We start from the raw sequence: 25,832 nt of genomic DNA on the forward strand, positions 1-25,832 counted from the left end.
TTGAAAGAGAAAGTCTGAAACCTAAAAAACCAGAACCCAGCCATACCCGTCGGCCAGACTGCCAACTGACAATCCAACCACCCCAGGCGGGCCGCTTACGAAGATTTTCAGGCGGCAGGGGGGCCGCGCAGGGGCAGCGACGCGGCTACGGCAACCGCCCGCAGGCGGGGCCGCAGGGCCGGCCGCACCGGGCCGGCCGGCCGCAGCAGGCGCAACAGGCGGCGGCGCAATGCGGCAGCCGGCAGCCGTCGCAGCACCCACGCCAGATCGTGGGCAGTATTTATGTCGGACAAGGACCGGAGCCGGGACACGGTGGCCCCGGCGTGGCGCAGGCAGCGGGCCAGCGCCTGGTGCAGGCTGGCGGTCTGCCAGGGCAGCGCGGCCCAAGCCTCGGCCGCAAAAAATGCGCGGTTTACGCCCAGCAGGTACACGCCCCCGGCCAGATCGGGGCCCAGCACGGCATCGGCCGTTGCGAGGCCGGCCACGGCTTGCCGCAGCTGCGCGGGCGTGAGCTGGGGGCAGTCGTTGCCAATAACTACCAGCCGCTCGTAGCCCAGCCCAAACCCGTAGGCCAACGCCGAAACCAGCCGCTGCCCGAACGTGCTGCCCACCTGCTGCCCGGAGCCAAAGTGCAGGAAATCGACGCCCGCCTGCCGGGCCGTGGCCGTGGCCTGGGCAATCAGCTGGGCGGCCACCACCGTACCGGGCCCGTTGCCGAAGCGCTTGTGCGCGGCTTCCTCGCCCGCCAGGCGGCTGAAAAGCAAGATGGCAGTAGTGGAGCGCGGAGCGGCAGTAGACACTGGCAGGAGCTGGACTTGATCAGGATTTCGGCCGGAAAACGGCCGGGCACTGCTTGCGAGGCGCAATGTACGGCAACGCTGGCCAGGATGGATTGACGGCTGCCACAGAGCGAATCGGCAATCAACCCATTTAGCCCACCCGATTGTTCTGCTTCTTTTCAACCAACTCCCCTGCTCCCTGCTTATGGCTTCCCTAACCACTTACCGCGCCCTGGGCCGCTCCGGCCTGCTCATCAGCCCGCTCACGCTGGGCACCATGACGTTTGGCACGGCCCGCTGGGGAGCCGCAGAGCCGGGCGCGCGCGCCATTTTCAACGCCTACGTCGAGGCCGGGGGCAACTCCATCGATACGGCTGATGTGTACTCGGGCGGCACGAGCGAGGAGCTGGTGGGCCGGTTCGTGGCCGAGGGCCACCGCCGCGACGAGCTGGTGCTGGCCACCAAGTTTGGCTTTTCGGCCCAGAAGGGCAACCCCAACGCCGGCGGCAACGGCCGCAAGCAGATTCATCGGGCCCTCGAAGGCTCGTTGCGCCGCCTCGGCACCGATTACATCGACCTGTACTGGCTGCACGTCTGGGACCAGGTGACGCCGGCCGAGGAGGTGCTGCAAACGCTGGGCGACTTGGTGCGGGCGGGCAAAATCCGCTATTTCGGCCTCTCGGATATGCCGGCCTGGTACGCCACCCAACTCGCCACCCTGGCCCGCGCCCACGCCGTGCCCGGCCCGGTAGCCATGCAGCTCGAATACTCGCTGGTGGCCCGCACCCTCGAAACCGAGTACGTGCCCGCCGCCCGCGCCTGCGGCCTCGGCATTATGCCCTGGAGCCCGCTGGCGGGCGGCTTTCTGGCTGGAAAATACGAGCCGAGCGCCGAAGGCACCCAACCAGCCGGCGGCGAGGGCCGGCTCAGCGGGTCCAACCCCTTCTCGGGGCCGTTCACCAAATTCACGGCCCGCAACTGGCAGATTCTGGCGGCCCTGCGCGAGGTAGCCGGCCAGCTCGACCGGCCCCTGGCCCAGGTGGCCCTGGCCTGGACGCTGGCCCGACCCGGCATCACGAGCACGCTTATCGGGGCCAGCCGCCCGGCCCAGGTGCCCGACAACCTGGCGGCGCTGGGAATCAGCTTCAGCCCCGACCAGCTGGCGGCCCTCAACCACGCCAGCGCCCCCGAGGCACCGGAATTTTTCTCGGCCGGCCTGAAGCAGGCAGTTTTTGGCGGAGTGGAAGTACAGGGCTGGGAGTAAGTAAAGCCTGTGAGAACCGCGTTTTGTGCTGCCAATACTGCGGTTTGTGTAAGGCTTGCACCACTTCGGAGCCGGACCTTTGTGGGGTAGATAATAGTCGGCTGAGCACCTCACCGCCTGGTATCATTTCCTCAACCATTCTCTCCTTACGCAGTATGAGCAACCTCAAAAAAGTAGCCCTAGGCCAGGGCCTGGAAGTATCGGTCGAAGGGCTGGGCTGCATGGGCATGTCGGGCTTCACCGGCGGTACCATTTACGGCCCCACTAACGACGCCGAAAGCATTGCCACCATCCATCGGGCCCAGGAGCTGGGCATCACGATGCTCGATACGGCCGACGTGTACGGCCCCTTTCACAACGAGCAGCTGCTGGGCCGCGCCCTGGCCGGCCGCCGCGAGCAGTTCACCGTCGCCACCAAGTTCGGCTTTGAAGTCGACGACGACGGCCAGTGGAATTACCAGTACAATGGCCGGCCGGCCTACGTGCGCAAGTCCATCGAACGGTCGTTGCGGCATCTGAACACCGAGTATATCGACCTTTACTACCTGCACCGCGTCGATGCCAACACCCCCATCGAAGACACCGTGGGGGCCATGAGCCGGCTGGTAGAAGAAGGTAAGGTGCGCTACCTGGGCCTGAGTGAGGTATCGGCCGATGAGCTGCGCCGGGGCCACGCGGTGCACCCCATTTCCGCCCTCGAAACCGAGTATTCGCTCTTCGACCGGACGGTGGAGGAGAACGGGATGCTGGCCCTGACCCGCGAGCTGGGCATCGGCTTCGTGGGCTACTCGCCGCTGGGCCGAGGCTTTTTGTCGGGCGAAATCAAGCGCGCCGACGACTTCGCATCCGATGACTCGCGGCGCATGTTCCCGCGCTACCAGGGTGAGAACTTCGCTAAGAACCTGGAGTTGGTGGCCAAGCTGGAGGCGCTGGCTCAGGCCAAAGGCGTTACGTCGGCCCAGCTGGCATTGGCCTGGGTGCTGGCTCAGGGGGTGGTGGCTATTCCGGGCACTAAGCGCCGCAAATACCTGGAGGCCAACGTAGCCGCCGCCGACCTATTCCTTGGCCCGGCCGAACTGGCCGAACTCGATGCTATTATGCCGGTCGGCAGCGTAGCCGGCGCGGCGTATCCTAGCTTTGGGTAACGCTAAACGCGAAGGGCGGCCTCCCCTTCTTTTCCCGTTTTTATGAAGCAGCCCGCCAACGAGTCTCAGGTGCTGGAAACCGTGACCGACTACACCCGCTTCTACGAGCTGCCCGCCCCGGCTCATCCGCTGCTCACGCTTATTGACCTCCGGCCCTTCGACGGCTCTGCCCCGCCCCCCCATCGGCCGGAATTGCTGGACCCGGTAGTGCTGGGGTTGTACACCGTATTTCTCAAGCGCAACCTCAACGGCCCGCTCTACTACGGCCACCACACCTACGATTTTCGGGAGGGCGTTATGGGGTTTTCGGCCCCGGGGCAGTTGTTTCGGGTGGCCCGGGAGCTCGATACCTCCCGGTTGAGTGGCTGGATGCTGGTGTTTCATCCCGACCTGCTGCGCCATCACCCCCTGGCCCAAAAAATAGCCGGTTACGGGTTTTTCGCCTACGATGTGCACGAAGCCCTTCACCTCTCGGCCCCGGAGGAAGCCCTGCTCGACACGCTGCTGCTGGGCCTGCGGCAGGAGTACGAACGGCCCATTGATGCCTTCAGCCAGGATGTGCTGGTGGCCCAGTTGGAGGTGCTGCTCCACTACGCCAACCGCTTCTACCACCGCCAGTTTCTAACCCGCCGCACCGCCGGCCACGACTTACTTAACCGGTTCGAGGCGCTGCTAGCCAATTACTTCACGCCCGATTCGGCACGGCCGTTGCCCACCGTGCGCCATTTCGCCGACGAGCTGCACGTATCGGTTGCCTACCTGAGCGACCTGCTCCGCACCCTTACTCACCAGAATGCTCAGCAGCACATCCACCATGCCCTTATTGAGCGGGCCAAGCACCTGTTGCTAAGCACCAACCTGACTATCAGCGAAACCGCGTTCCGGCTGGGGTTCGATTACCCGCAGTATTTCAGCCGCTTATTCAAACGCAAAACTGGTCGCAGCCCAGCGGCCTTCCGCACCGAAAGCTGGCTCCAGTAAGCACTGCCTACTCGTAAAACTTCCGCAGCCGGCGCATACTGGTCAGCACCACCCAGTCGCCGAGACGGGGGGCGTTGGTGTGGACGATGGCAATGAGCCACCCCAGGGCCGAAATAATGGTGCGCTGCCGCCGCTTGCGGATGTGGCGCACGATGATGGCGGCTACTTCGGCCTGGGTTTTCTGCCAGCGGGGCTTGCGGTAGGCAATGGGCACGGGCTGGCCGGCGGCATCGAGCACCCGCTTATCGTCGTCGTTGGCCGTGAAGCCGATATGCACCACCCCAAAATGCACGCCGGTATCGGCCAGCTCCAGGCGCAGGGTGTGGGCCAGGTTGGTGAGGGCCGCCTTGCCGGCGCAGTAGGCCGAGCCGCTGGGCATGCCGTTCAGAGCGGATATCGAGGAAATAAACGTGACGCTGCCCTGGCTTTCGAGCAGATGCGGCAGCGCAGCTTTCAGGGGGAATACGGCCCCGTACACGTTGCTATCGAGCACCCGCCGGAACACGTCGGGGCTCATGTCGAGGAAGTAGGCCCGCTGCGAGATGCTGGCATTGGCCACCAGAATATCAACCCGGCCAAACTCCTGCACCGCCGTAGCCACCAGGACCTCGCAGGCAGCATAATCGGTTACGTCGGCCAGGCAGACGGCCACGGTGGCGCCGGCGGCTTCGAGCTGCTGGCGAGTGGCCTCTAAGCGCTCGGCGCGGCGGCCGTTGAGCACCACAGCGGCCCCGGCGGCGGCCAAAGCCCGCGCCGTCTCGCGCCCAATCCCCGACTCGGAGCCCGTGACAATGGCTACTTTACCCGCCAGCGGCCCTACCGTGGGCAAAGCCCGGCGGGTGGCCGCCACAGCCGACGTAGTTAGCAGCGGCTCAGTTTCGGCAACTGCTTCGGTTGCGGTGGCGGCAACTTCAGCCACTGCCGCCACCGCAACCGGAGTAGCTGGGTGGGGGGCGGCGGGGGTGGGCTCAACAACGGCCGGGGCCGGACTTTCTTTCCACATAGAATCAAATATACTGTTGTGCCCGAAACCAGGCGAAGGCATCGGTTATGGCCTCGGCTATGGGCGTTTGGCGCAGGCCCAGCTCGCGGCGGGCCTTCTCTACCCCGAAGTAGTGCCCGTCGTTGGCCACGGCCGTCATGGCGGCGTTCAGGCGGGCGGGGCGGCCCGTGAGGCGGGTTTGCAGGCTGCACAGCTCGCCGTAGAGCTGGGCCAGACCGGCCGGCAGGGGCCAGCGCGGGGGCGCTACGTTCAGCAGGCCGGCCATCAGGGTAAAGGCTTCACGGTAGCTCAAATTTTCATTGCCCAGAATATACGACTCTCCCACCCTCCCCAGATTGAGGGCGTTTACGGTGGCGTGGGCCACGTCGCGCACATGTACGTAGTTTTTGCCGCCGGGCGGATAGCCGGGCACTTTGCCGCGGTAAATTTCCAGCAGCAGCGCCCCCGAAGTTGGCTTGGCATCGTCGGGGCCGAGCATAAAGGTGGGGTGCACCAGCACGGCCGGCAGCTGCTCGTCGGCCACGGCCTGCAGCACGAGGTTGGTGGCGGCGCGCTTGCTGTCCATGTAGTCGAGGCCGTAGCGGGCGCCGGCGTAGGGCCGGGTTTCGTCGCCGGGGTTTTCCCGGGTTCCGAAGCCGAATACATTGGCCGTGCCCACGTACACCAGCCGCCCCACGCCGGCGCGGCGGGCCTCAGCCAGCACGGCGCGGGTGCCCTCCACGTTCACTGCCCAAAGTGCCGGGTTGCGCGCCGGGTTCACGCTGGCCAGCGCGGCGGCATGAATAATGGCCCCGCAACCCTCGGCCACACTAACCAGCGCGGCGGGCCGGGACAGGTCGGCTTCAACATAACTTATGCCCCACTCGGACGGGAAAGGCGGCGCGGTGCCGGGCCGCACCAGCGCCCGTACGCTGTGGCCCCGGCCGTGCAGATCGGCCACCAGGTGGCGGCCCAGGAAGCCATTGGCCCCGGTAACGAGGACGGGGGCTGGGTTTAGTGGATGGGGAATAAAGGGCGTCATGCTGAGCATGTAGCGAATTGAGCTAGAGTGCGCAAGCCGTAGTCGAAGCATCTCTACCGCTTCGTTGTAATAGTATTAGTTGGCCAGAGGTAGAGATGCTTCGGACACTGGCTTGATGCGCCACATGCTCAGCATGACGTTCTTTTCTACTTCCTGCCTTCCCAAGCGCCCAATTAGCGGTGGTTTATGAGCGCCTTGTAGGTGCGGCCGATGCGGGCGGGCTCCACTTTCATAAAGTAGAGCATAAAGGCTGCCAGGTTGGCCAGCTGCACCCGCAACCAGCCGTTCTGCTCGTATTTGCGGGCCGATACCAGCACGCTCTGGGGCACGATGTAGAACGAGGCCACGCGGCGGATGCGCTGGATAATCTCGAAGTCCTCCATCACCACAAACCGCTCGTTGAAGCCGCCCAGCTGCCCGAACAGCTCGCGGGTAATGAACAGGGTCTGGTCGCCGCCGCGGCTCATGAGGCCTTTGAAGCGGGTGCCGTAGCTGTTGATGCGCAGCAGCGGGTGGGCCGAGTCGAAGCGGAAGCGGTAGCAGCCGGCCGCGTGGCCCACCGCTACGGCCTGGGCAATGGTGGTTTCGTACTCCGGGCAGATGCTCACGTCGGCGTGCACGAAGTACAGGATGCGGCCGGTGGCGTGGGCCGCACCGTAGTTCATCTGGGCAGCGCGGCCCGGGCGCGGCGAATGCAGTACCGTGGCCCCGGCGGCTTCGGCCAGCGTGGCCGTACCATCAGGGCTCTGGGCATCTACTACCAGAATTTCTACCGCCTCGCCGGGCGGCGCAAGCTGCCGCAGCTGTTGCACCAGCCCGGCAATGTGCAGGGCCTCGTTGTAGGTAGGAATGATGACGCTGAGCTCGGGCATAAAAAACTGAACAGGAGCGCAATTTGCGCAATTTTCGGCGGCCATAAACCGGCCCGGTCCGGCAGATACGCAGTTATGGCCCCGGCCAGTTTGCCCGTCCGGGCAATCCGGCCGGCCGGCACGGCGCGTTTATTGCAACAGGTTTCACCAGGGCCGCAGTTTTCCCCGTATGCCTCAAACGCTTAGGGCACCGACTAGCCGGTTACCTCTTTTCTTTCCCAGAATCCTCTTCCATGTCTTTATACCGCACTTTCCTGCTAACGGCACTTTGCGCCTCCACCCTCACGACTTCGGCCTGCAACGGCACCACCTCCGCCACCGACGAAACTGCCGCAGCCCCGGCGGCTCTGGCAGCGGCCCCGGTAGTGGCCCCAGTGGCAGCAGCCTTCGACCACAGCGCCTTCGACCGGCTGCTGAAAAAGTACGTCAATGCCCGGGGCCAGGTGAACTACAAGGGCTTCAAGAGCGAGGAAAAGGCCTTTAATGCCTACCTGGCCAAACTCAGCCAGAACCCACCCAAGACCGCCGACCCAAAGGCCGAGCAGATGGCTTTCTGGACCAACGCCTACAACGCCTACACCATTCGGCTCATTCTGGATAACTACCCGCTCAAGAGCATCAAGGACATCGGGGAACCGTGGAAGAAGATGTTCTTCAGCATCGGAGGCACCAAAATGAGCCTCGACGATATTGAGCACGGTATTCTGCGCAAGAAATTCAACGACCCGCGCATTCACTTCGCGCTGGTGTGCGCCTCCATCTCGTGCCCGCCGCTGCGCCCCGAGGCCTACACCGCCGCCCGCCTCAATGCCCAGCTCGATGCCCAGGGCCGCGCCTTCCTCAACGATACCGGCAAAAACAAGCTCAGCGCCGCCAGCGCCCAGCTTTCCAGCTACTTCGACTGGTACAAAGACGACTGGAACCAGAACGGCCAGTCGGTGGTGAAGTGGGTGAACAAGTATGCCAAAACCAAAATCAGCGACAATACCAAGATTGGGTACATGGATTACAACTGGAACCTGAACGAACAATAGGTTTTAAAAGAACGGGTAGGGTGCGGGGCTTAGCTTCGCCCGCCGTTGAACGGCTCAGGTCTGAATCGTTCAACGGCGGGCGGGGACAAGCCCCGCACCCTACACCGCTCTTAGATGCAGGCCCGAACCGTTGCAAGAAAACCCTTCTGCCCTCGAATGAAGCTAGTGTTCCTGCTGCTGCTGCTCCCCTTCCTCACCCAGGCCCAAACGCCCGAAACGCGGCGCTATGCCATTGAGGTGGCCGGCCTGCGGGTGGGCACCATGACTGCCACGCGCCAGCTGCCTACGCCCACCAACCCCGAAACCGTAAGCACGCTCACCAGCGACGTGCAGGTGGATATTCTGTTCTATCACCTCGTTATCTATTACAAGGTAACCAACTACATGCGCGGCGGCCAGCTGCGCCTGTCTACCGTGGATGCCCGCACCAACCAGGGCAACTTTTCGTCGCGCACCGAGTGGAAGGGCGACCACTACGACATTGTGGCCAACCAGTACAAATACCAGTACAAGGCCACCGAAACCAAGCCCATCCGCTACACGGTTACCGATATGTTTTTCGGGGAGCCCACCGGCCAGCCTCGCGCTTTCGCCGAGTACTTCGGCGACTTTTTCGTGGTGAAGCCCGGCAAGTCCGGCCGCTACCAGGCCACCCGCGACGGCCGCGAAGACGAGTACCAGTACCAGAACGGCCAGCTGATAACGCTTATCAAGAAGAACCCGCTAAAGAACTTCATCATCCGGCTGCTATAGGGCGCATGAGTGAGTAGAACGATGTAGGGGCGGGGCTTGTCCCCGCCCGCCGTTGAACGGCTCGGGTCTGAAACAGAGAACGAGTAGGGTGCGGGGCTTAGCTTCGCTGTCCTCCGGTTGTCCCCGCCCGCCGTTGAACGGTCCGGGTCTGAATCAGAGAACGAGTAGGGTGCGGGTCTTGCCCCCGCCTGCCGTTGAACGGTTATCGTTGAAATGGTGCGAACGGCGGGCGGGGACAACCGGAGGACAGCGAAGCTAAGCCCCGCCCCTACATCGTTCTCTGCTCCTTAGCCGTTTCTGCAAACCCCGGCCGAAACGGTTATTTTGCGGGCTCCTACCCTGCTCTCGTTCTCATGTCCCGCATTCTTCCCACCATTGTGCTGGCGCAGTTCTGCTGCACCTCGCTGTGGTTTGCCGGCAACGCCGTGGCCCCCGAGCTGGCGGCCCGCGTGGGCCAGCCGGCCGGCTTCGTGGCCGCCCTCACCAGCGCCGTGCAGCTGGGCTTTATTGCCGGCACGCTGGTATTTGCGCTGTTGGCGCTGGCCGACCGGTTTTCGCCCTCGCGGGTGTTTTTTACGAGTGCGCTGCTGGCGGCGGGCTGCAACCTGGCGCTCAACCTGCCAGGTCTGGGGGCCGAGGGGCTGCTGACGGCCCGGGTGCTCACCGGATTTTTCCTGGCCGGCATCTACCCGGTGGGCATGAAGCTGGCGGCCGATTACTACGAGGCCGGACTGGGCCGTTCGCTGGGGTTTCTGGTGGGCGCGCTGGTGCTGGGCACGGCGTTTCCGCACCTGCTGCGCGGCCTGCTAGCGGCACCCGGCGACGCGGGTGGGGCGCTGCCCTGGCAAACCGTCACTACCGCCACCTCGGCGCTGGCGGCGCTGGGCGGCACGGCGCTGCTGCTGCTGGTACCCGATGGCCCTTTCCGCCGCGCCGGCCAGCGCCTGCGCCCCGCCGCGCTGCTCGACGGCTTCCGGGAGCCCGGGTTTCGGGCGGCGGCGCTGGGCTACTTCGGGCACATGTGGGAGCTGTACACCTTCTGGGCCTTCGTGCCGCTGATGCTGGCGGTGTGGCGGGCGGCGCACCCGGCGGCGGCCGCCACCAACGGGCCGTTGCTGGCCTTCGGCATTATTGCGGTGGGGGCCCTGGGGTGCGTGGGCGCGGGGCTGCTGGCCCAGCGGCGCGGGGCCCGGGCGGTGGCGGCCGGGGCGCTGGTGCTCTCGGGGGCCTGCTGCCTACTCTCGCCGCTGGTGCTGGCCGGGGGCGGGCCGTGGTGGCTGGGACCGGCGTTTCTGGGTTTCTGGGGCCTGGTGGTGGTGGCCGACTCGCCGCTGCTCTCGACGCTAGTGGCCCAGCACGCCCCGCCCGCCAGCCGGGGCACGGCCCTCACGCTGGTTACCTGCCTGGGGTTCGCCCTCACCATTGCCAGCCTGCAATTCACCAGCTGGCTGGCCGCCCACCTGCCCGCGCCCTACGTGTACCTGCCGCTGGCGCTGGGGCCGCTGCTGGGGCTGTGGGGGCTGTTTGGACGGGGGCGGGCGTTGAGCGATTGAAGAGGTCAAAGGCGTCGGGTTTCGCTTATATTTACCACGGCAACTATATAAGCAAAAAGCAACTTCTGCTGCGAGTCGTGGCAATAGAAATATTGAGCGCAACCTAAAAGAACGAGAAATTTAAAATAACAATGGAACAGAAAACTAACGCAGGAACAAGAATTGGCTCAATGTTACTTGACCACATTGCTATGACATTTATTGCAATGTTCTTTTTCATCCCCGGAATTATTTCAGGATTCTCATCTGCTTTTGAAATTAATCACGATCAATCCGATATTGATATATTCGGTGGACTTAGTTACGTTGGTCTATTTGGTTTTGCTTTATATTTCTGCAAAGACTGCATTAATGGAAGAAGCTTCGCAAAGAGAGCTTTGAAGCTTCAGGTAGTGGAAAACAAAAGCGGAAATTCAGCTTCTCCGATTAGATGTTTTGTTAGAAATATCTTCTGCATTCTTTGGCCAATCGAAGTTATTGTAACCTTAGCAAGTCCAAGCAGAAGAATAGGAGATTTGGTTGCAGGGACAAGGGTAGTCCCGTTCAACCCAGAACTTGCTCAACCAAAAGTTAATTACTCTCAAATCGGACTATCAATCATTCTTGCATACGGGCTTATAGTTCTTACTATGCTTCCATTTGAAGGAATTAAATCAAAAATAGAAAGTGACCGAGTAGCTTATATTGAAAGTTCTATAAACGAAGCTTCTGCCAACGAAACAGAACAGCTTTTCGCAGACAGTTTGGGAGCATACCTTACTGCCGACGTTCGTATTTACGACAAAATAGAAAAAAATAAAGACCTGAAATATATCTCCGTAATTCTTCGCCTAAAGGAAAATTATATAGACAATGTCGATGACTATGAAAAAATTAAATCATCGACATTACCACTGCTTATAACAAAATTTCCTGAAAAGACTTTTGTTGGACAGATAAAATATGTTTTTCAGCAGCCAGGAAGTATACAGACAAAAACACTACCACTTGATTGGCGAGAAAAAGAATCAGAAAGGTAGCAGATAACAACACCTGTAGTCAATGCCCTGCGGGACATTACGCATAGCCAAAACGTTACCAATATGATGTGGTTCAACCACACACAAAACCGCCCCGCGACCTTACGGCTGCGGGGCGGTTTTGCGTTACGTCAGCGGCAGTAGTTACAGCAGCTTATCGAGCAAGATGGGCGGGTCGCGGACGCGCTTGCCGGTGGCGTGGAAGACGGCGTTGGCAAGCGCGGCCGTAACGCCGGGCTACTTGGGCAGCGAGGTGCTGGCCCCCGTGAGGGTTTCGCCGAGTTGAAGCAGCTTGGTTCTGATTTCCTCGTCCACGTCCTCGTCGGCGGCTCTGGTGGCAAGCTGCCCCAGGGCGTCGAGCGTGTGGGCAATATTGGCGCTATCGTTGGAGCTGATGTAGTCTTTCAGGTTCTTCAGCTCCAGCGCGATTTCGCCCTGGCTACCGGGGCCGTTCAGGTCAAGCATCCCAATCCAGCTATCAATCTGGTTGGCAGCTGGTGCGGCGGTGAGGCCGCCTTTAACGGCGTTGATAGCATCGTCGAGCGACTGGCCGGCGGAGGAAGGATTGTTGGAAGTTGACATATCAGATTGGGTTAGTGAAAGAACCCTATAGTTTACTGCTGCTGATTCGGAAAGGTTAGGCAAAATCACCCCTCCGCCTTCCCTGAGAGCACAGCGCCAATACGTTAACCTCCCTGCAACATCCTTCTGCCCACAAAAAAACCGCCCCGCGACCTTACGGTTGCGGGGCGGTTTTGCATTGCCTGAAGTGGTGGCCGTTACAGCAGCTTATCGAGCAGGATGGGCAGGTCGCGGACGCGCTTGCCGGTGGCGTGGAAGACGGCGTTGGCAATGGCGGCCGTGACGCCGAGCATGCCCACTTCGCCGATGCCCTTCACGCCCAGCGGGTTCACGATGTCGTCGTCTTCGTGCACGAAAATGACGTCGATGTGCGGGATGTCGGCGTTGACGGGGATGTGATACTCGGCGAAGTTGTGGTTCACGTAGCGGCCGAACTTATGGTCCATCACGGTTTCCTCCATCAGGGCCATGCCCAGGCCCCACACCACCGAGCCCAGCACCTGCGAGCGGGCCGTTTTCTGGTTGAGGATGCGGCCGGCGGCCACGGCACTCACCACCCGCGTCACCTTAATGCTGCCCAGGTCCTCGTCTACCTCCACCTCGGCGAAGGCCACGTTGTGCGAGTGCAGCGAGTAGCCGTTCTGCTTCACCATGTTGGGCATGGCCGAGCTGTCGGCTTCGAGCTGGGTTTCGCCGCTGGCCTGCAGCACGTCGCGCAACACCACGGCCTGGTCGTGGTCGAGGCGCAGGCGCAGCTGGCCGTTCACGAACTCCACGTCGTCGTACTTCGCGTCCTTCAGGGGCGAGTCGGCGGGTTTTTGGGCCAGCTTGAGGATTTTCTCGCCCAGCGCGTTGCAGGCGTTTTTCACGGCCGTGCCCACCGAGGCGGCGGTCCAGGAGCCGCCCTGGATGGGGGCTTCGGGCTGGTCGGTGTCGCCGAGCTCAAAGGTTACGGCCTCCAGGGGCAGGCCCAGGGTTTCGGCCGCAATCTGGGTCATGATGGTGTAGGTGCCGGTGCCGTTTTCGCCGGTGGCACTGCGCACCGTCAGGTGTCCGTCGGCCGAAATCAGGGCCTTAGCCGCCGATTTCACCTGGGTGGCATCCCAGACGCCCCCGCCCATGCCCATGCCCACCAGCTTGCCGTTGGCGCGCATCGAGCGGGGCTCCTGGGTGCGGGTTTCCCAGCCGAATTTAGCGGCGGCCTGCTGGTAGCATTCGCGCAGCTTCTTGCTCGAAAAGGGCTTGTCCACGTTCTGGTCGCGGTCGGCGTAGTTGCGCATCCGGAATTCGAGCGGATCGAGGCCGGCGGCGTAGGCCATTTCGTCCATGGCCACCTCCAGGCCCACATTGCCCGAAGCGGCACCCGGCGCGCGCATATCCTGGGGCGAGTAAATGTCGAGCTTGGCCAGCTGGTAGCCCAGCTTCACGTTCTCGCACTTATACAGCATCCCCGACCAGTTGACAATGTTCTCGGTGTAGTCCTCGAACTGCGAGGTTTCGTGGAGGGCGTGGTGCTGGAGGGCGGCCAGCGTACCGTCGGGGTTGGTACCAAGCTTAACCAACTGCAGCGTATTGGGCCGGTGGCCGATGCTGAACATCTGCTGGCGCGTGAGCGTGACGCGCACCGAGCGTTTTAGCTCCAGCGTGGCCAGCACGGCCATAAACACCGAGTACTGGGGCCGCAGCCCCGCGCCAAAGCCACCCCCCATAAACTGGTTCACCACCCGCACGTCGTCCTTACCCAGCCCGAACACGCCCATCAGGTAGTTCTTCACGTTGTACACGCCCTGGGTTTTATCATAGGCCGTGATTTTACCGTCGCCGCGCCACTCCACGGTGGTGGTAAACAGCTCCATGGGGTTGTGGTGCTGGGCCCCGTGGGCGTACTCGGCCTCAATGCTGTGGGTGGCATCTTTCAGGGCCTGGTCGGGCTTGCCACGGGGTGGCGGTGGTGGCTGGAAGCCGATTTTACCCCCGCCCGGCGCGTAGCCTTCGGTGCGCTTGGTTTCGAGGTTGGTTTCGTGCTCCTGCTGCTCGTAGTCGATGCGCAGCAGGGCGGCGGCGTAGCGGGCCAGCTCGAACGTGTCGGCCACTACCAGCGCCACCGGCTGCTGATTGAAGGTGATGTCGGGCGCGTGCAGCGGGCGGAAGGGCGAGCCGCCGGGGGCAATCTGGTCCTTGTAGCTCTTATCGAACCAGGCCAGATACGGCACATTCTCGTGCGAAAACACCTCCAGCACACCCGGCAGCGCCCGCACCTCATCGGCGTGTACTTTCAGGATTTTGCCCTTGGTAATGGGGCTGCTCACGACGTAGCCGTAGGCCAGGTTGGGCACGTTAAATTCGCCCGAGTAATGGGCCGCGCCCGCTACTTTCAGTGGCCCGTCTACGCGGCTCGGGGCTTTACCGATATGGTTGGTCTGGCTCATGGGATGGAGTTTGTAGCTGTTTGACGGCTTTGTAATAACGATGTAGGGGCGGGGCTTGCCCCCGCCCGCCGTTCAACGGTCCGGGTCTGAATCGTTTAACGGCTCGGCCTTGAATCGTTTAACGGCGGGCGGGGGCAAGCCCCGCCCCTACATCATTCTGTATGGCGCGGAGCTGGCCGGGTTGCTCCGGCGGCTCCGTGCAATGGCGGGCGAAGCGAAGCCCTGCCCCTACTGACCGCCCAGGTAAACGTCGCCGGCCTGCTGCTGACCTTCGGCGGCCTGCTTAAGGGCGCGCACGATGGCCCGGCGGGCCAGTTCAATCTTGAAGTCGTTGGAGCCACGACCCACGGCGTTGGCCACCACGTGGGCAGCCACGCGGCCAAAGGTTTCGGCGGTGGCGGGCTGTCCCTTCAGCAACTGCTCGGCCGACAGGTCGCGCCAGGGCTTGTGGGCCACGCCACCCAGGGCCAGGCGGGCATCTGTTATGGTGTCGCCATCCATTTCCAGGCCTACGGCCACACTCACCAGGGCAAAGGCGTAGGAATGCCTGTCGCGGAGCTTGAGGTAGGCGAAGTGCTTAGCAAAGCCTTTTTCGGGTAAGTCCAGCGAGGTAATCAGCTCACCTTCGACCAGCGTGTTGTCGAACTCGGGCTGCTCGCCGGGCAGGCGGTGGAAGTCCTCGAAGGCAATGGTTCGCTCGCCGTTAGGGCCGCTCACGCGCACGGTGGGCGCGAGGGCCGCCAGGGCTACGCACATATCCGAGGGGTGGGTGGCAATGCAGGCCTCACTGGTGCCCAGGATGCCGCAAACCCGGTTGAAGCCCCCGATAGCCGAGCAGCCCGAGCCAGGCTCGCGCTTGTTACAGGGCGTTGCTAAATCGTAGAAATAGTAACAGCGGGTGCGCTGCATGAGGTTGCCGCCGTTGGTGGCCGCATTGCGCAGCTGCGGCGAGGCCCCGGCCAGAATTGCCTGGTTCAGCAATGGGTACCGCGCCTTCACCTGCTCGTTCCAGGCGGTATCGGAGTTGGTGGCCGTGGCCCCAAGACGCAGGCCGCCGTCGGGCAAATCTTCGATTTTAGAAAGCGGCAGCTTGGCTACGTTGACCAGATGCGGGGGCTGCTCCACGTTCATCTTCATCAGGTCAATCAGGTTGGTGCCGCCGCCAATGTAGGCCGAGCCGTCGTGGCCGGCCTTGTCGCGCACCGCATCGGCTACATCGGTAGCGCGGGAGTAGGAGAAAGGGTACATGTTTTCAGTATTAAGTAGTGAGTATTTGGTATGGAGTACACTGGCAGATTGAGTAACAGGACACCATTTGCGTCTCACTACTCACTACCCGCCACTCACTACTGCTTATCTACAACCTCCTTCACGGCGTCGAGAATGCCAACGTAGGCGCCGCAGCGGCAGAGGTTGCCGCTCATCAGCTCTTTGATTTCGGCTTCGGAATGGGCGCGGCCCTCGTTGAGCAGGCCCTGGGCCGAGCAGATCTGGCCGGGCGTGCAGTAGCCGCACTGGAAGGCGTCGTGGTCGACGAAGGCCTGCTGCAGCGGGCTGAGATTTTCGGGGGTACCCAGTCCCTCAATGGTCGTGATGTCGTCGTCGTCGTGCATCACGGCCAGCGTGAGGCAGCTATTGATGCGGCGGCCGTTTACGAGCACCGTGCAGGCCCCGCATTGGCCATGGTCGCAGCCCTTTTTGGTACCCGTAAGGTGGGCGTACTCGCGCAGGGCGTCGAGCAAGCTGGTCCAGGGCGCGAGCTGCAGGGTCTGGGTTTCGCCGTTGATGTGCAGGCGCACCGGGCCGGTAGACACCGGGGTCGGCAGGCCGCCACTGGCGGGGGCGCTGGTAAGGGTTTGCGACATAAGACAGGGGTAATGGTAGTGAAGGAGAAAAGCGCCTAGCGCCGACGACGCGACGCCAACAGGCGCCTTTTCTGTACGCCCACAACGGCTGCAGCGTTATGCTTCACGCCATATTTATTCAACTCAAAAATCAATAAAGCGGCCAGCGGCCCAGTTCGCCGTTCTTGTTCGCACCATCGTGCGTAGCTTGGCACCCGCCTTGTATAGCCAAACCTGTTTTCGTGAAATATCTATTCATTCTACTGCTCGCGGCCCTTGGGGTCGCCGCCCCGGCCCGGGCAATGCCCTTCGTAGAAGTAAATCTGCAAGTAGCGCCGGCAACGCACTCCTTCACCTGCCGCTACCGCTTCACCCTGCCCGCTTCCGACACCACTTCGGTAGTGCGGCTGAACCTGAATAGCCACTTCAAGCTGCAACCGGTGCAGGCTACGCAGAACGCGCAGTCGCGCATTACATCGGTGCAGTATGCAGGTTATCCGCACCAGCAGATTCAGGTTCGCTTCGGCCCCAACCCGCGCCGGAGTCGCTCCATTGAGCTGGTGTACACGGGCAGCATCAGTGAGAATAACTATACCGACCAGGCAGCCCTTTTCAGTGCCCACAGCGAGTGGCTGCCCTTTCGGCCCTACCAGGAATATGAGGTGCTACCCTACCAGCTGACGGTGCAGGTGCCGCCCGCCTATCAGGTGCGCAGCACACCCCAGCCCGATAAGCAGAAGGCTGGCCGCTGGACTTTTTCGGGCACGACCAGCGCCATCGAGTTCACGGCCCTCGTGGCCCAACAGTTCTACCAAGCCGTGTCTGTTGCGGGCCCGCCCATCACGCTCGTTAAAGCCGGTGTCCCCCTGACCCAAACCGATTCAGTAACGCTTCGGCAGGCCGAGGTAATTACGGCCTTTTACAACCGCACCATCGGCCGGCAGGACCCCATTACCCGGTTCACCATTTTGATGCCCGGCAACAACAGCGGGGCCTACGGGCTGCTGGATAACGCTACCGTCATCACCTACTCCGATTTCGACGTGGCCAGAACTAACGAACTACTGATTCTGGCCCACGAAATCAGCCATAAATGGTGGGGATATGGTTCGTTCCATGATGAAACCGACTGGCTCAACGAAGCCTTTGCCACCTACTCCAGCCTCCTCTACCTGCAAGCCAGCGGCGACGAAGCGGGCTACCAGAAGGAGCTGGACCGCTTGGCGCAAACCACTCCCGGCACTCCGCCCCTGTGGGGTTTCGACCGCTACAAATATGAGTATCCCATGCACCGGCGCGTAATGTATAACAAGGGCACCGGCATCCTGCACGCGCTACGCACCCGCATCGGCACCGAGCAATTCCTGACCCTGCTGGCCCAATCTGCCGCCAAAAAAACCAGCACCACCGTGGAATTCCTGCAACTGGTGGAGCAGATAGCCGGGCCGGAAACCCGCGGCTGGCTACTGGCAGAGTTGAAGCGGTAAGGAGAAGAACGGTGTAGGGTGCGAGGCTTAGCTTCGCTGTCCTCCGGTTGACCCCGCCCGCCGTTGAACAGTCCGGGTCTGAATCAGGGAACGAGTAGGGTGCGGGGCTTGTCCCCGCCCGCCGTTGAACGATTCAGACCTGAGCCGTTCAACGGCGGGCGGGGTCAACCGGAGGACAGCGAAGCTAAGCCCCGCACCCTACACCGTTAGGCAACCTGGTATCTACAGTCGGCTTCCACGGCACAAAACCGCCTCTCCCACCGAACCAGTAACTGGCAACGGTACGGAGAGACGGTTGTCTTAAAGCCGAAAGAACTATGCGCCCTTAGCAGCCAGAATATCAAGCATCTCTACGGCCGGGGCCGAGGAAAACAGGTCGGAGGCCTGGGCAAAAAGGGCCTCAGCCACCTTGCCGCTCAGGTGCGCCTCCCGGCCCGACTCATCGGCAAACGTATCGAAAATACCGAAGGTAGAAGGGCCCATCTGCACCCCGTACCAGGTGGCGGTGCCGGGCTCCTGCTCTACGAGGGCCAAGCCGCCGCGCAGAAAATCGGCTACTTCCTGCTCTTTGCCGGGCTTGGCTTCGAGGCGTACAAACAATCCTACTTTTACCATGAGTGGGGGGCTTAAAGGGTTGGCAAGTAGGACCGGCTCGACAGTAGAATGTTTACTGCAACACTTTATTAAGCCCTAAAACGTCATGCTGAGCTTGCCGAAGCATCTCTACCGCTTCTCTGGCGTTGCAACGAAACGGTAGAGATGCTTCGGCAGGCTCAGCATGACGTTCTAAAGCATCTTCACCACCGTCGAATCGCCCTTATTGTTTCCCCTACAGCCCGTACGTCACCTGCGCGTAGTACAACCCACCCACGCCGGGGCCGCCGAGGTAGCTGACGTAATAGCGGTTAAGCACGTTGCTGGCCCCAAGTTTAAACCGCAGATTGGGCGCGGGCAGGTGGTAGCTGAGCTGGGCATCGAGTGTACCATAGGCCGGCACGGTGCCACTGACGAGGAAGGTTTCGGAGAAGTAAGCCGTCTGCCAGCGGTAGTTGAGGCCGAAGCCCAGGTGGCGGTACACGTTTTCGTGGCCCAGGTTCAGGTTGTAGCTCCAGCGGGGCGTATTAAAGCCGGCTTCCAGCCCGTCGGCGGCTTCGGTACGGTCGAGGCGGGCGTAGGTGGTGCTGGCGCCAGCCAGCAGGCCGCCGGGCACGTCGTAGCGCAGGCCCAGCGAGCCACCGTAGTTGTACACCCGGCTGCGCGAGTTAGTCCAGAGGCGGTAGCGGGCCTGGGTGGCGCGGGCGTTGAGGGCGGTGGCCACGGCGTTGGGGGTGGCCGGCAGGGGCTGCCCATCAGCAGCCAGCGGCACATAGGCTTCCACCTGGGCAATAAAGTCGCGGTAGGTATTGGCGTAGAAATCCACGTCGGCCAGCAGACGGCCACCGGGCAGCAGGGCCACCTTGTAGCCTACCTCCCACGAGCGCACAAACTCGGGCCGCAGGTAGGTGTAGGGGTTGCGCGCGAGCAGGCTCTGGTTGGCGGCAATGGCCTGGCTGCGGCTCTGCCCGCCGGTATTCACGGCCCGGGTTACGGCCGCATTAAACGCGTCAATCGAGCTCCGCAGGTAGCTGCCCTCAAACACCCCGTCCGACATCACCCGCAGCCCCCCGATCCGCTTTACCTGCCCGCTGTTCACATTGGAAAACCCTTCGAACAAGCTCGGGAAGCGGTAGCCGCTCTGGTAGCTGAGCCGGAAGTTATGACGGGCCGTGGGCGAGTACACGGCCGTTAGCCGGGGGTTGAAGCGCAGGTCGAAGTAGCGGTTCTTGTCGGCCCGCAGCGTGGCCGTAAGCCGGAGCTTCTCGCCCGGCAGCAGCCGCGCCCCGGCCTGCACAAACCCGCCCGTTTTGCCGTAGGCCAGGGTACTGAACTGGTCGCGGCCGGGGTTGGGGTTGATGAAGTAGTTGCCATCGGGCTGCACGAAGTAGGTGCGGTGGTCGGCCCCCACCAGCACATCGGCCCACACCGGCATCCCCTTACCCCCAGCCTGCCGCAGGGCTTGGCCCAGGTTCGCCTGCACTTCGGCGTGCAGCAGATTGGCCTGTACCCGCAGGGCCGCGCCCTGGTCCCAGTTATTGATGTCGGAAAGCGCGTTCAGGCGCTGCCGGAACTGCGGGGTGCCGGGCTGCAGGCGGCCGGCATCGGCAAAGGTGCGGGCCGCGGCGTGGGCAGCAGCCACCGGCTGGCCCTGCCCTACGGCCCGGTTCCACTCGGCGGTGTAGTCGGCGTTCCAGGCGTTGTCGGGCTTGAAGCTGCGGTCGAGGTTTTCGGCGGCCGAGCGCAGGTTATAGCTCTGGCCGGTGTTTTCCTGCGTGAAGTAGGTCCGCGCCTGCACCACGGGCGTCGTCAGCTGCAGGGCGTGCTGCTGCAGCCGGTAGTCGGCCAGCTGGAAGCGGTTGCTGCGCTGGTACACGTTGTCGAAACGGGCCCCGCGGTAGGTATAGGCCAGCTCGGTGCGCTCGTTCGGCTTGTAATGCAGGGCCGCGTCGTACTTCAGCGTCTGCAGATGATAATCTACTACGTCGCGCTCCAGGTAGCCGGTGCGGGCCACCTGGTAGCTTTTGCCGCCCAGCGTCAGCGTGCTGCGGTTCGATGATTCGTTGCCGTAGCTGCTTACCGGGTCGCGGGCGGGGTTATCGGCCCCCAGCAGGCCGGTGCTGGCGTTGCCGTTGGGGTTGAGGTCGGTCGGGTCGGTGGCCATCCAGTCGTAGCCCCGCAGGTAGGTGCCGTTCACCTTGAAAGCCCACTTCGAGCCCAGCACCCGGGCATAGCGCAGGCTGGTTTCGGAATAGGGCCGCGCCCCCGTGTTGGGGTCGTTTATATGGTTGACGCCCACTTTCTGCTGCGCGCTCAGCCCTTCGCTGGCAAACGGGTTGCGGGTGCTGAAATTGGCCAGCCCATTGATGGCATTCAACCCATACAATGCCGCCGCCGTGCCGGGCACAATTTCCACGCTTTTGATGTCCAGGTCGCTCGGCCCGAGCACGTTGCCAATCGGCCCACCGATGTGGGGGGCCTGGTTGTCGATGCCGTCTACGAGCTGGGCGAAGCGCACGTTGGTGGTGTTGGCGAAGCCGCGGGCGTTGAGCACCTTAAACCCCAGGCTGGGCGCAAGCACCTGCACGCCCTTCACCTGCTCCAGCGCATCGAAAAACGAAGGTGCCGGCGACAGCCGCAAGGCCCGCGCATTCAGTTTTTCCACCGTAACCGGCGACTGCAGAATGCTCTCCTCCACCTTGGAAGCGGCAACTACCACCTCACCCAGCCGCACCGGCCGGCGGGTGGTATCGGCCGGCGCAGCCTGCTGGGCCAGGGCCGGACTACCCGCCGTAGCGGCAGCCACGGCCAGCCCTACCAGCGCCCGGCGACGTATTACGTGTAACGCGTGCTTCATATAAAGACAGCCAGGAGCAACAATGGTAGCCAGAGCATCTGCTATGCAGCAGGCAACAGCCAGGATCGTCATTTGCCTTTCACCCCGGCGCATGAAATCCGAGCAGCTACTCTATCGGCAAGCAGGGGCTTTGCGGTGGCCGGCTTAAAAGCCAGTTGCCTATAGCCCATACACTGTCGTCAGACCGTTACGCTTTCCTCAATGGCCGCCGAAATATCCACTTCCTCCAGCGGCGGCACCAGCGCAAAACGCGACTCGTGGAAGTTGGCCTCGGGGAAGCCCGGCGCCACGGCCGCGTTGTTTATCTGGTGCAGCGTAATACCGAAGCCGTTGTGCGTGTCGTACACGTCGCGCACGGTGTAAATGGGGCCGCGCTTGGGCGTCTGGATGTTGGGATTCTGCACCAGCAGCATAGTAAAGTCGTCGTTGGTGCAGATAACTTCCTGGCCGGGATGGAAAAGGGGCGCTTTCATGGGGACAAAGATAAAGGGCCGCCGGGCAGCAGTTGCAGTACTCCCCAAAGTTTGGCCGGTTTATCCCAAACCCCGCCTGCCAGTATCCGCACAGAGCGTTACGCGCTGTCCGTACTTGCTGCGCGAACAAGTACGGAGCGCTCCTAATGAAATGTGGAGCACCAACACTCCCGTCACTCCCTTAGCCAAAGCCTTCCTGTATCTAGTGGCCGTGCCCGACTGGCACTCGCGCTACGGACTGAGTTGAGAGCTGAGCAATACGCTCGACATAGGTTTCTGTTTAACAGCGCTGGGCGCGGCGTTAGCGCTCCAGCCGCCCCGCTGCATCTTTAATTCCGACCTGAGCGGCGCGCAGTGGGCGGGCAGCAGGTAGAGGGCTTGCGGGCCGTTGCCGGCCACCAGCACGGCGTCGCTGACGCCATGCACCGGAGTAACGCCCGGTTGAGGAAGCTGGTGGTGTCGTCGTCGTCGTCGTTGAGCAAGGTGCAGGTTAGGCAGGGATAAAAGCGGGAAAGGACTGCTCGGTGGGGCCATTCTCGTGGGGCAGGAAGACGAAAAAGGTGGAGCCGGCCCCGAGCTGGCTGTGCACCTCGATGCGACCACCGGCGTTTTCAACCATGCGGTTAATCATGTACAACCCGATGCCGGTGCCCTCGACGTGGTTATGAAAGCGCTGGAACATGGTGAAGAGCCGGGGCAGGTGGGCGGGGCCGAGGCCAAGGCCATTGTCGTGCACTTCGAGTACGGTGTGGCCGGCGCGCACGTGGGCCCGCACGTCGATGTGGGGCGTGCGGTCGGGGTGGCGGTACTTGACGGCGTTGCTGAGCAGGTTGTAGACGATGCTGCGCAGGTTTTTCTCTGTGAAAGGAATGGACGGAGTGGCGGAAACGGCCACAAAAAGCTTGGCCCCAGCGGCCTCCAGCACGGGCTGCAGGTCCTGCCGAACGTCTTCGACCACGGCAGCCAGGTTGACCAGGGTGGCGGCGGACTGGTGCTCTTTCTGCAGCTTGGACACATCGGTGAGATGGTCGATAGTGCGCTTAAAACGGTCTACGGCGTCGAGCATGCGGGCCAGAACGGGGCCAACTTCCGCGTTCTGGGCCACCTCGGCGGGCAGCTCTTCCTGTAGCAGGTAGAGCAGGCCCTCGAGGTTGGAGATGGGCGCTTTAAGGTCGTGGCTGGCGGTATAAATGAAATTGTCGAGGTCGGCGTTGATGCGCACCAGTTGCTGGTTGGCAGTGGTTAGCTCAGCGGCCAGGGCCTGGGCGTGCTGGCGGGCACTCACCTGCTCAGTTACTTCAAAGGCGAACACCAGGACGCCGTCGATACGGTCCTGGGCGTCGCGGCGGGCCTGTTGGCTGTAGTTGAAGTACCGGTCTTCGAGCTGGCCGGTGGCGGGGTTGGTGAAGGGAATCAGCAAACATTTCTCCTCGTTGGGCAGGCCAGTTTGGTACACCTGCTCGAAGCTTTCGACCACGCCGGTGCCGGCCAGCTCGGGAAAAACGTCGGCGAGGGCGCGGCCGGGCAGCTCGCGGCCAGGAAACAGACTGGCGTAAATCGGGTTCACCAGCTCGTGCACCAGGCCAGGGCCGCCGAGGATGGCCACGGCCGCCGGGGCCTGCTCGAACAGTTCGGCCAGCTGCACCCGCTGGGACTCGCGCTGCCGGCGGGCCAGCACCCGCTCGGTCACATCGTAGGCAAAGACCGAAATGCCCGCTACCAGGCCGTCCTCGCGTATGGCTTGGTAGGTCGAGTCAAAGTAGCGCTCCTGGGGCGGCTGACCATCTGGCTGGGGGATGTAGGCGAGCAGCTCGTGGCTGAAAGAGGTTTCGCCGGTTTGAAACACATGGTCGAGCATTTCCAGAAACCCCTGCCCCCGCACCTCCGGGATGGCCTCGGCCATGGGCCGGCCGACGAGTTCGCGCCCGGCGAAAAGCTGCTGGTAGGCGGGGTTGACGTATTCGTAGCCGTGGTGTGGCCCGCACAGCAGGGCAATGCGGGCCGGGGTTTGCTCGAATACCTGGAAAAACGCCTCCCGCTGGGCAGCGACCTGTCCGGCGGCGGCCAGAGCCAGGGCCTGAGCGGCCTCGGCCTGCTGGCGGGCCAGTACGCGGCCTGTTACATCAACGAGGAAGCCGAGTACGGCGTGGGGCGCCTGCTGGCCGTGGCGCAGGGGCAGGTAGGCCAAGTCCAGGTACATGTCCTGCTGCTGCCCGGTGCGCGGGTCGCGGGCGTAGGCCGGCACTTCCTGCCCCCGGTAGGGCTCGCCGGTGCGCAGCACCTCCCGCAGCGAGGCCAGAAACCCCTGCTCGGCCACTTCGGGAAACACCTCCACTGCCGGGCGGCCCAGCACAACCCGTCCCTCAGCCAACTGCTGATACGCCTCGTTGAAGAAGCCGAAGCGCAGGTCTTCGCCCTCGAAGGTGACCACGCCGGCTGGCAGAGAAGAGAGGATATTGGTCAGAAGCTGGTCCTGTTCTTCAAACCGCTGCTGCACCCGCTTCAGGTCGTCGACGTCGAAGTTGGAGCCGAACCACTGGCGGAGCCGGCCGGCCGCTTCGGCCTCGGCCAGCGGCTCGGGCACGCCCTGGCTGGCAAACCAGCGGTAGTGGCCATCGGCCCCGCGCAGCCGGAACTCATAACTCCACGGGCGGCCCTCGGCTAGGGCCGCGTTAAACTCCTTCGAAATGGCGGGCAGGTCGGCGGGGTAAATAAAGTCAGGCCACGCTTCGCTGACGGGGGTACCAAGGGCCATGCCGGTGTAGGCGTACCACTGCGGGCTGATATAGAGCACCTGCCCGGCTGCGTCGGCGGTGAAGATGGTGTTGGGCAGGCTTTCGGTGACGTGCTGCAGGCGCTGGGCGACGGCCTCAGCTTCCTGGGTGCGGGCCTGCACGCGGGCCTCCAGCTCCTGATTGAGCTGGGCGGTATGGCGTTCCTTTTCTTCGAGCTGCTGGCGGTTCAGCACCAACTCGGTAACATCGGTGGCCACGATGAGGATGCCGTCGATGGTCCCGGCCGCGTTGCGGGTGGCCTGGTAGATGAAGTTGTGGTAGTGCAGCTGCGGCGTGCCGGTATTGGTATCGTCCATGTACGCGGGCTGTTCCGTGGCCGAGAACGTCTCGCCGGTCTGGTACACGCGGTCGAGCAGGTCGATAAAGCCCTGCGCCACGAGCTCGGGCGCGGCCTCGCGGTAAGTGCGCCCCTGGATACCGCGGTGGCCAAAAGCGCCCTCGAAGCCGTGGTTGGCCAGCTCCACGAGGTGGTCGGGGCCGCGGAGCTGGGCCATCAGGACGGGGTCCTGGAGAAAGACGTTGAGCAGGCGCTGGCGCTGGGCTTCGGCCTCGGCGCGGGCCTCGTCGCCAGCGGCCTGGCTCTGGCGCAGGGCCTCGTCGCCGGCGGGGCGGGGCTGGTCGGCAGTTTCAGAAAAGCTGACGACGAGTAGGTCGCCGGCGCGGTGGGCGGCCAGCTGATAGGCATTGTCGAGGCCCTCGTGCTGGCCGCTCACGACGAAGCGGCCGGGCGCACCAGCAAGAAACGTGTCGCGGTAAAAGGCAAAAATCCCAGCCTCAACCGCGCTGGGGTACCGGGTCAGGAACGACTCGGCGGGGCACCCTGGCAGCTGCAGCATCCGCTGGGCGGCGGGGTTAAGGTACACATAGGCCAGGTCGGTGATGGTGGCCGGGTGAGCCGGGTCGTATATGGGCCGAAAGGCGATGAAGCCAGTGAGAGAAATTTCCAGAGCCGCCTGGAGCAGGTCGGGCGGAGCGGACGACGGGAAAGACATGGGGGCAGCGGCAAGGGCCATAAGCAGACGAAGACAGTGCCCGTTGGAACGGCTCTGCCAAAGCAGGGTTTCCGGAGAGCGGTAGTTGGCATTTTCCTGGGTAACTGCGGCTTCGTTTAGTGGATCGGACGGAGACGCATGTTTACGCAGCTGGGGAAGAGTGGCCAGAACTGAAAGCGGCCGTTGCGCGGGTACAATTGTTCAGGAATGGCAATCAACTCTTCAAAATGAAACGCGGCGGATTTACCCGCCAAGAAACTATTCTAGGACTTACGCACTCGTAGGCAGCAGGGCCGGAATGAGCGGCTTAGCCAATAGTTGACGCAGATATGGAGCCCACTGCTGTCGGTGAGCC

The 25,832-nt window shown here is 62.8% G+C and carries 20 protein-coding genes; 8 read left to right on the forward strand and 12 right to left on the reverse strand.

All coding sequences use genetic code 11. The annotated features are described in order from the left end of the window. Nucleotides 1-107: 107 nt before the first annotated feature. A complete protein-coding gene (locus HW554_RS15910) occupies nucleotides 108-800 on the reverse strand; it encodes a TIGR04282 family arsenosugar biosynthesis glycosyltransferase (RefSeq protein ID WP_176909571.1) in 693 nt (230 codons plus the stop codon). Between the two features lie 184 nt (nucleotides 801-984). On the opposite strand from HW554_RS15910, the gene HW554_RS15915 reads away from it, so the two are divergent. The 3 genes from HW554_RS15915 (at nucleotide 985) to HW554_RS15925 (ending at nucleotide 4,169) form a co-directional block, all read left to right on the forward strand. Continuing rightward, entirely contained in the window at nucleotides 985-2,043 is a 1,059-nt protein-coding gene (locus HW554_RS15915) for an aldo/keto reductase (RefSeq protein WP_176909572.1), read from the forward strand. 155 nt (nucleotides 2,044-2,198) lie between these two features. Beyond that, complete coding sequence (locus tag HW554_RS15920) at nucleotides 2,199-3,188, forward strand: aldo/keto reductase (RefSeq protein WP_176909573.1); 990 nt, start codon at nucleotides 2,199-2,201, stop codon at nucleotides 3,186-3,188. 42 nt (nucleotides 3,189-3,230) lie between these two features. Then, entirely contained in the window at nucleotides 3,231-4,169 is a 939-nt protein-coding gene (locus HW554_RS15925) for a helix-turn-helix domain-containing protein (RefSeq protein WP_176909574.1), read from the forward strand. A 7-nt stretch (nucleotides 4,170-4,176) separates the two neighbouring features. On the opposite strand, the gene HW554_RS15930 is transcribed toward HW554_RS15925, so the two are convergent. The 3 genes from HW554_RS15930 to HW554_RS15940 all read right to left on the reverse strand — a co-directional run bounded on the left by HW554_RS15930 (nucleotide 4,177) and on the right by HW554_RS15940 (nucleotide 7,065). Further along, the gene (locus HW554_RS15930; protein WP_176909575.1) at nucleotides 4,177-5,172 is read right to left on the reverse strand and encodes an SDR family oxidoreductase; all 996 of its coding nucleotides are present in this window, start codon (nucleotides 5,170-5,172) and stop codon (nucleotides 4,177-4,179) included. Nucleotides 5,173-5,176: 4 nt separating this feature from the next. Continuing rightward, nucleotides 5,177-6,193, reverse strand: coding sequence for an NAD-dependent epimerase/dehydratase family protein (locus HW554_RS15935; protein ID WP_176909576.1), 1,017 nt, complete (start codon nucleotides 6,191-6,193; stop codon nucleotides 5,177-5,179). 173 nt (nucleotides 6,194-6,366) lie between these two features. Further along, on the reverse strand, nucleotides 6,367-7,065 hold the full coding sequence (locus HW554_RS15940) for a TIGR04283 family arsenosugar biosynthesis glycosyltransferase (protein ID WP_176909577.1): 699 nt from the start codon (nucleotides 7,063-7,065) through the stop codon (nucleotides 6,367-6,369). A gap of 233 nt (nucleotides 7,066-7,298) precedes the next feature. Between HW554_RS15940 and HW554_RS15945 the strand changes: the two genes are divergently transcribed. From HW554_RS15945 to HW554_RS15960, 4 genes are all read left to right on the forward strand, one after another. Beyond that, entirely contained in the window at nucleotides 7,299-8,099 is an 801-nt protein-coding gene (locus HW554_RS15945; RefSeq protein ID WP_176909578.1) for a DUF547 domain-containing protein, read from the forward strand. A gap of 156 nt (nucleotides 8,100-8,255) precedes the next feature. Continuing rightward, the gene (locus tag HW554_RS15950) at nucleotides 8,256-8,852 is read left to right on the forward strand and encodes a DUF6134 family protein (protein ID WP_176909579.1); all 597 of its coding nucleotides are present in this window, start codon (nucleotides 8,256-8,258) and stop codon (nucleotides 8,850-8,852) included. Nucleotides 8,853-9,205: 353 nt separating this feature from the next. Continuing rightward, on the forward strand, nucleotides 9,206-10,405 hold the full coding sequence (locus tag HW554_RS15955; RefSeq protein ID WP_176909580.1) for an MFS transporter: 1,200 nt from the start codon (nucleotides 9,206-9,208) through the stop codon (nucleotides 10,403-10,405). Nucleotides 10,406-10,536: 131 nt separating this feature from the next. Further along, entirely contained in the window at nucleotides 10,537-11,424 is an 888-nt protein-coding gene (locus HW554_RS15960; RefSeq protein WP_176909581.1) for an RDD family protein, read from the forward strand. 237 nt (nucleotides 11,425-11,661) lie between these two features. Here the strand turns inward: HW554_RS15960 and HW554_RS15965 are convergent, their stop codons facing one another. From HW554_RS15965 to HW554_RS15980, 4 genes are all read right to left on the reverse strand, one after another. Beyond that, nucleotides 11,662-12,006 carry a hypothetical protein gene (locus HW554_RS15965; RefSeq protein ID WP_176909582.1) on the reverse strand — a complete coding sequence of 115 codons (345 nt, stop codon included), beginning with the start codon at nucleotides 12,004-12,006 and terminating at the stop codon, nucleotides 11,662-11,664. Nucleotides 12,007-12,203: 197 nt separating this feature from the next. Continuing rightward, nucleotides 12,204-14,435 (reverse strand): xanthine dehydrogenase family protein molybdopterin-binding subunit, encoded by a 2,232-nt coding sequence (locus HW554_RS15970; protein ID WP_176909583.1) that lies wholly within the window; start codon nucleotides 14,433-14,435, stop codon nucleotides 12,204-12,206. Nucleotides 14,436-14,663: 228 nt separating this feature from the next. Beyond that, nucleotides 14,664-15,683: an FAD binding domain-containing protein gene (locus HW554_RS15975; RefSeq protein WP_176909584.1), complete on the reverse strand. Its 1,020-nt coding sequence runs from the start codon at nucleotides 15,681-15,683 to the stop codon at nucleotides 14,664-14,666. Between the two features lie 98 nt (nucleotides 15,684-15,781). Then, nucleotides 15,782-16,300, reverse strand: a complete 519-nt coding sequence (locus HW554_RS15980) for a (2Fe-2S)-binding protein (protein WP_176909585.1) — start codon at nucleotides 16,298-16,300, stop codon at nucleotides 15,782-15,784. Nucleotides 16,301-16,521: 221 nt separating this feature from the next. Between HW554_RS15980 and HW554_RS21020 the strand changes: the two genes are divergently transcribed. Beyond that, a complete protein-coding gene (locus HW554_RS21020) occupies nucleotides 16,522-17,766 on the forward strand; it encodes a M1 family aminopeptidase (protein ID WP_176909586.1) in 1,245 nt (414 codons plus the stop codon). 315 nt (nucleotides 17,767-18,081) lie between these two features. Here HW554_RS21020 and HW554_RS15990 read toward each other — a convergent pair whose 3' ends face one another. The 4 genes from HW554_RS15990 to HW554_RS16005 form a co-directional block, all read right to left on the reverse strand. Continuing rightward, entirely contained in the window at nucleotides 18,082-18,381 is a 300-nt protein-coding gene (locus HW554_RS15990; protein ID WP_176909587.1) for a putative quinol monooxygenase, read from the reverse strand. Nucleotides 18,382-18,595: 214 nt separating this feature from the next. Further along, a complete protein-coding gene (locus HW554_RS15995; RefSeq protein ID WP_176909588.1) occupies nucleotides 18,596-21,217 on the reverse strand; it encodes a TonB-dependent receptor in 2,622 nt (873 codons plus the stop codon). A gap of 179 nt (nucleotides 21,218-21,396) precedes the next feature. Continuing rightward, a complete protein-coding gene (locus HW554_RS16000) occupies nucleotides 21,397-21,690 on the reverse strand; it encodes a hypothetical protein (protein WP_176901240.1) in 294 nt (97 codons plus the stop codon). 490 nt (nucleotides 21,691-22,180) lie between these two features. Continuing rightward, nucleotides 22,181-25,498, reverse strand: a complete 3,318-nt coding sequence (locus tag HW554_RS16005; RefSeq protein ID WP_176909589.1) for a PAS domain-containing protein — start codon at nucleotides 25,496-25,498, stop codon at nucleotides 22,181-22,183. Nucleotides 25,499-25,832 lie beyond the last annotated feature (334 nt).

Origin of the sequence: Hymenobacter lapidiphilus, from assembly GCF_013377885.1 — a bacterium.
Taxonomy (GTDB): Bacteria; Bacteroidota; Bacteroidia; order Cytophagales; family Hymenobacteraceae; genus Hymenobacter; species Hymenobacter lapidiphilus.

Coding starts and splice junctions, on each gene's coding strand:
- HW554_RS15915 (WP_176909572.1), top strand. CDS start 985: ATGGCTTCCCTAACCACTTACCGCGCCCTGGGCCGCTCCGGCCTGCTC.
- HW554_RS15920 (WP_176909573.1), top strand. CDS start 2,199: ATGAGCAACCTCAAAAAAGTAGCCCTAGGCCAGGGCCTGGAAGTATCG.
- HW554_RS15925 (WP_176909574.1), top strand. CDS start 3,231: ATGAAGCAGCCCGCCAACGAGTCTCAGGTGCTGGAAACCGTGACCGAC.
- HW554_RS15930 (WP_176909575.1), bottom strand. CDS start 5,172: ATGTGGAAAGAAAGTCCGGCCCCGGCCGTTGTTGAGCCCACCCCCGCC.
- HW554_RS15935 (WP_176909576.1), bottom strand. CDS start 6,193: ATGACGCCCTTTATTCCCCATCCACTAAACCCAGCCCCCGTCCTCGTT.
- HW554_RS15940 (WP_176909577.1), bottom strand. CDS start 7,065: ATGCCCGAGCTCAGCGTCATCATTCCTACCTACAACGAGGCCCTGCAC.
- HW554_RS15945 (WP_176909578.1), top strand. CDS start 7,299: ATGTCTTTATACCGCACTTTCCTGCTAACGGCACTTTGCGCCTCCACC.
- HW554_RS15950 (WP_176909579.1), top strand. CDS start 8,256: ATGAAGCTAGTGTTCCTGCTGCTGCTGCTCCCCTTCCTCACCCAGGCC.
- HW554_RS15955 (WP_176909580.1), top strand. CDS start 9,206: ATGTCCCGCATTCTTCCCACCATTGTGCTGGCGCAGTTCTGCTGCACC.
- HW554_RS15960 (WP_176909581.1), top strand. CDS start 10,537: ATGGAACAGAAAACTAACGCAGGAACAAGAATTGGCTCAATGTTACTT.
- HW554_RS15965 (WP_176909582.1), bottom strand. CDS start 12,006: ATGTCAACTTCCAACAATCCTTCCTCCGCCGGCCAGTCGCTCGACGAT.
- HW554_RS15970 (WP_176909583.1), bottom strand. CDS start 14,435: ATGAGCCAGACCAACCATATCGGTAAAGCCCCGAGCCGCGTAGACGGG.
- HW554_RS15975 (WP_176909584.1), bottom strand. CDS start 15,683: ATGTACCCTTTCTCCTACTCCCGCGCTACCGATGTAGCCGATGCGGTG.
- HW554_RS15980 (WP_176909585.1), bottom strand. CDS start 16,300: ATGTCGCAAACCCTTACCAGCGCCCCCGCCAGTGGCGGCCTGCCGACC.
- HW554_RS15990 (WP_176909587.1), bottom strand. CDS start 18,381: ATGGTAAAAGTAGGATTGTTTGTACGCCTCGAAGCCAAGCCCGGCAAA.
- HW554_RS15995 (WP_176909588.1), bottom strand. CDS start 21,217: ATGAAGCACGCGTTACACGTAATACGTCGCCGGGCGCTGGTAGGGCTG.
- HW554_RS16000 (WP_176901240.1), bottom strand. CDS start 21,690: ATGAAAGCGCCCCTTTTCCATCCCGGCCAGGAAGTTATCTGCACCAAC.
- HW554_RS16005 (WP_176909589.1), bottom strand. CDS start 25,498: ATGGCCCTTGCCGCTGCCCCCATGTCTTTCCCGTCGTCCGCTCCGCCC.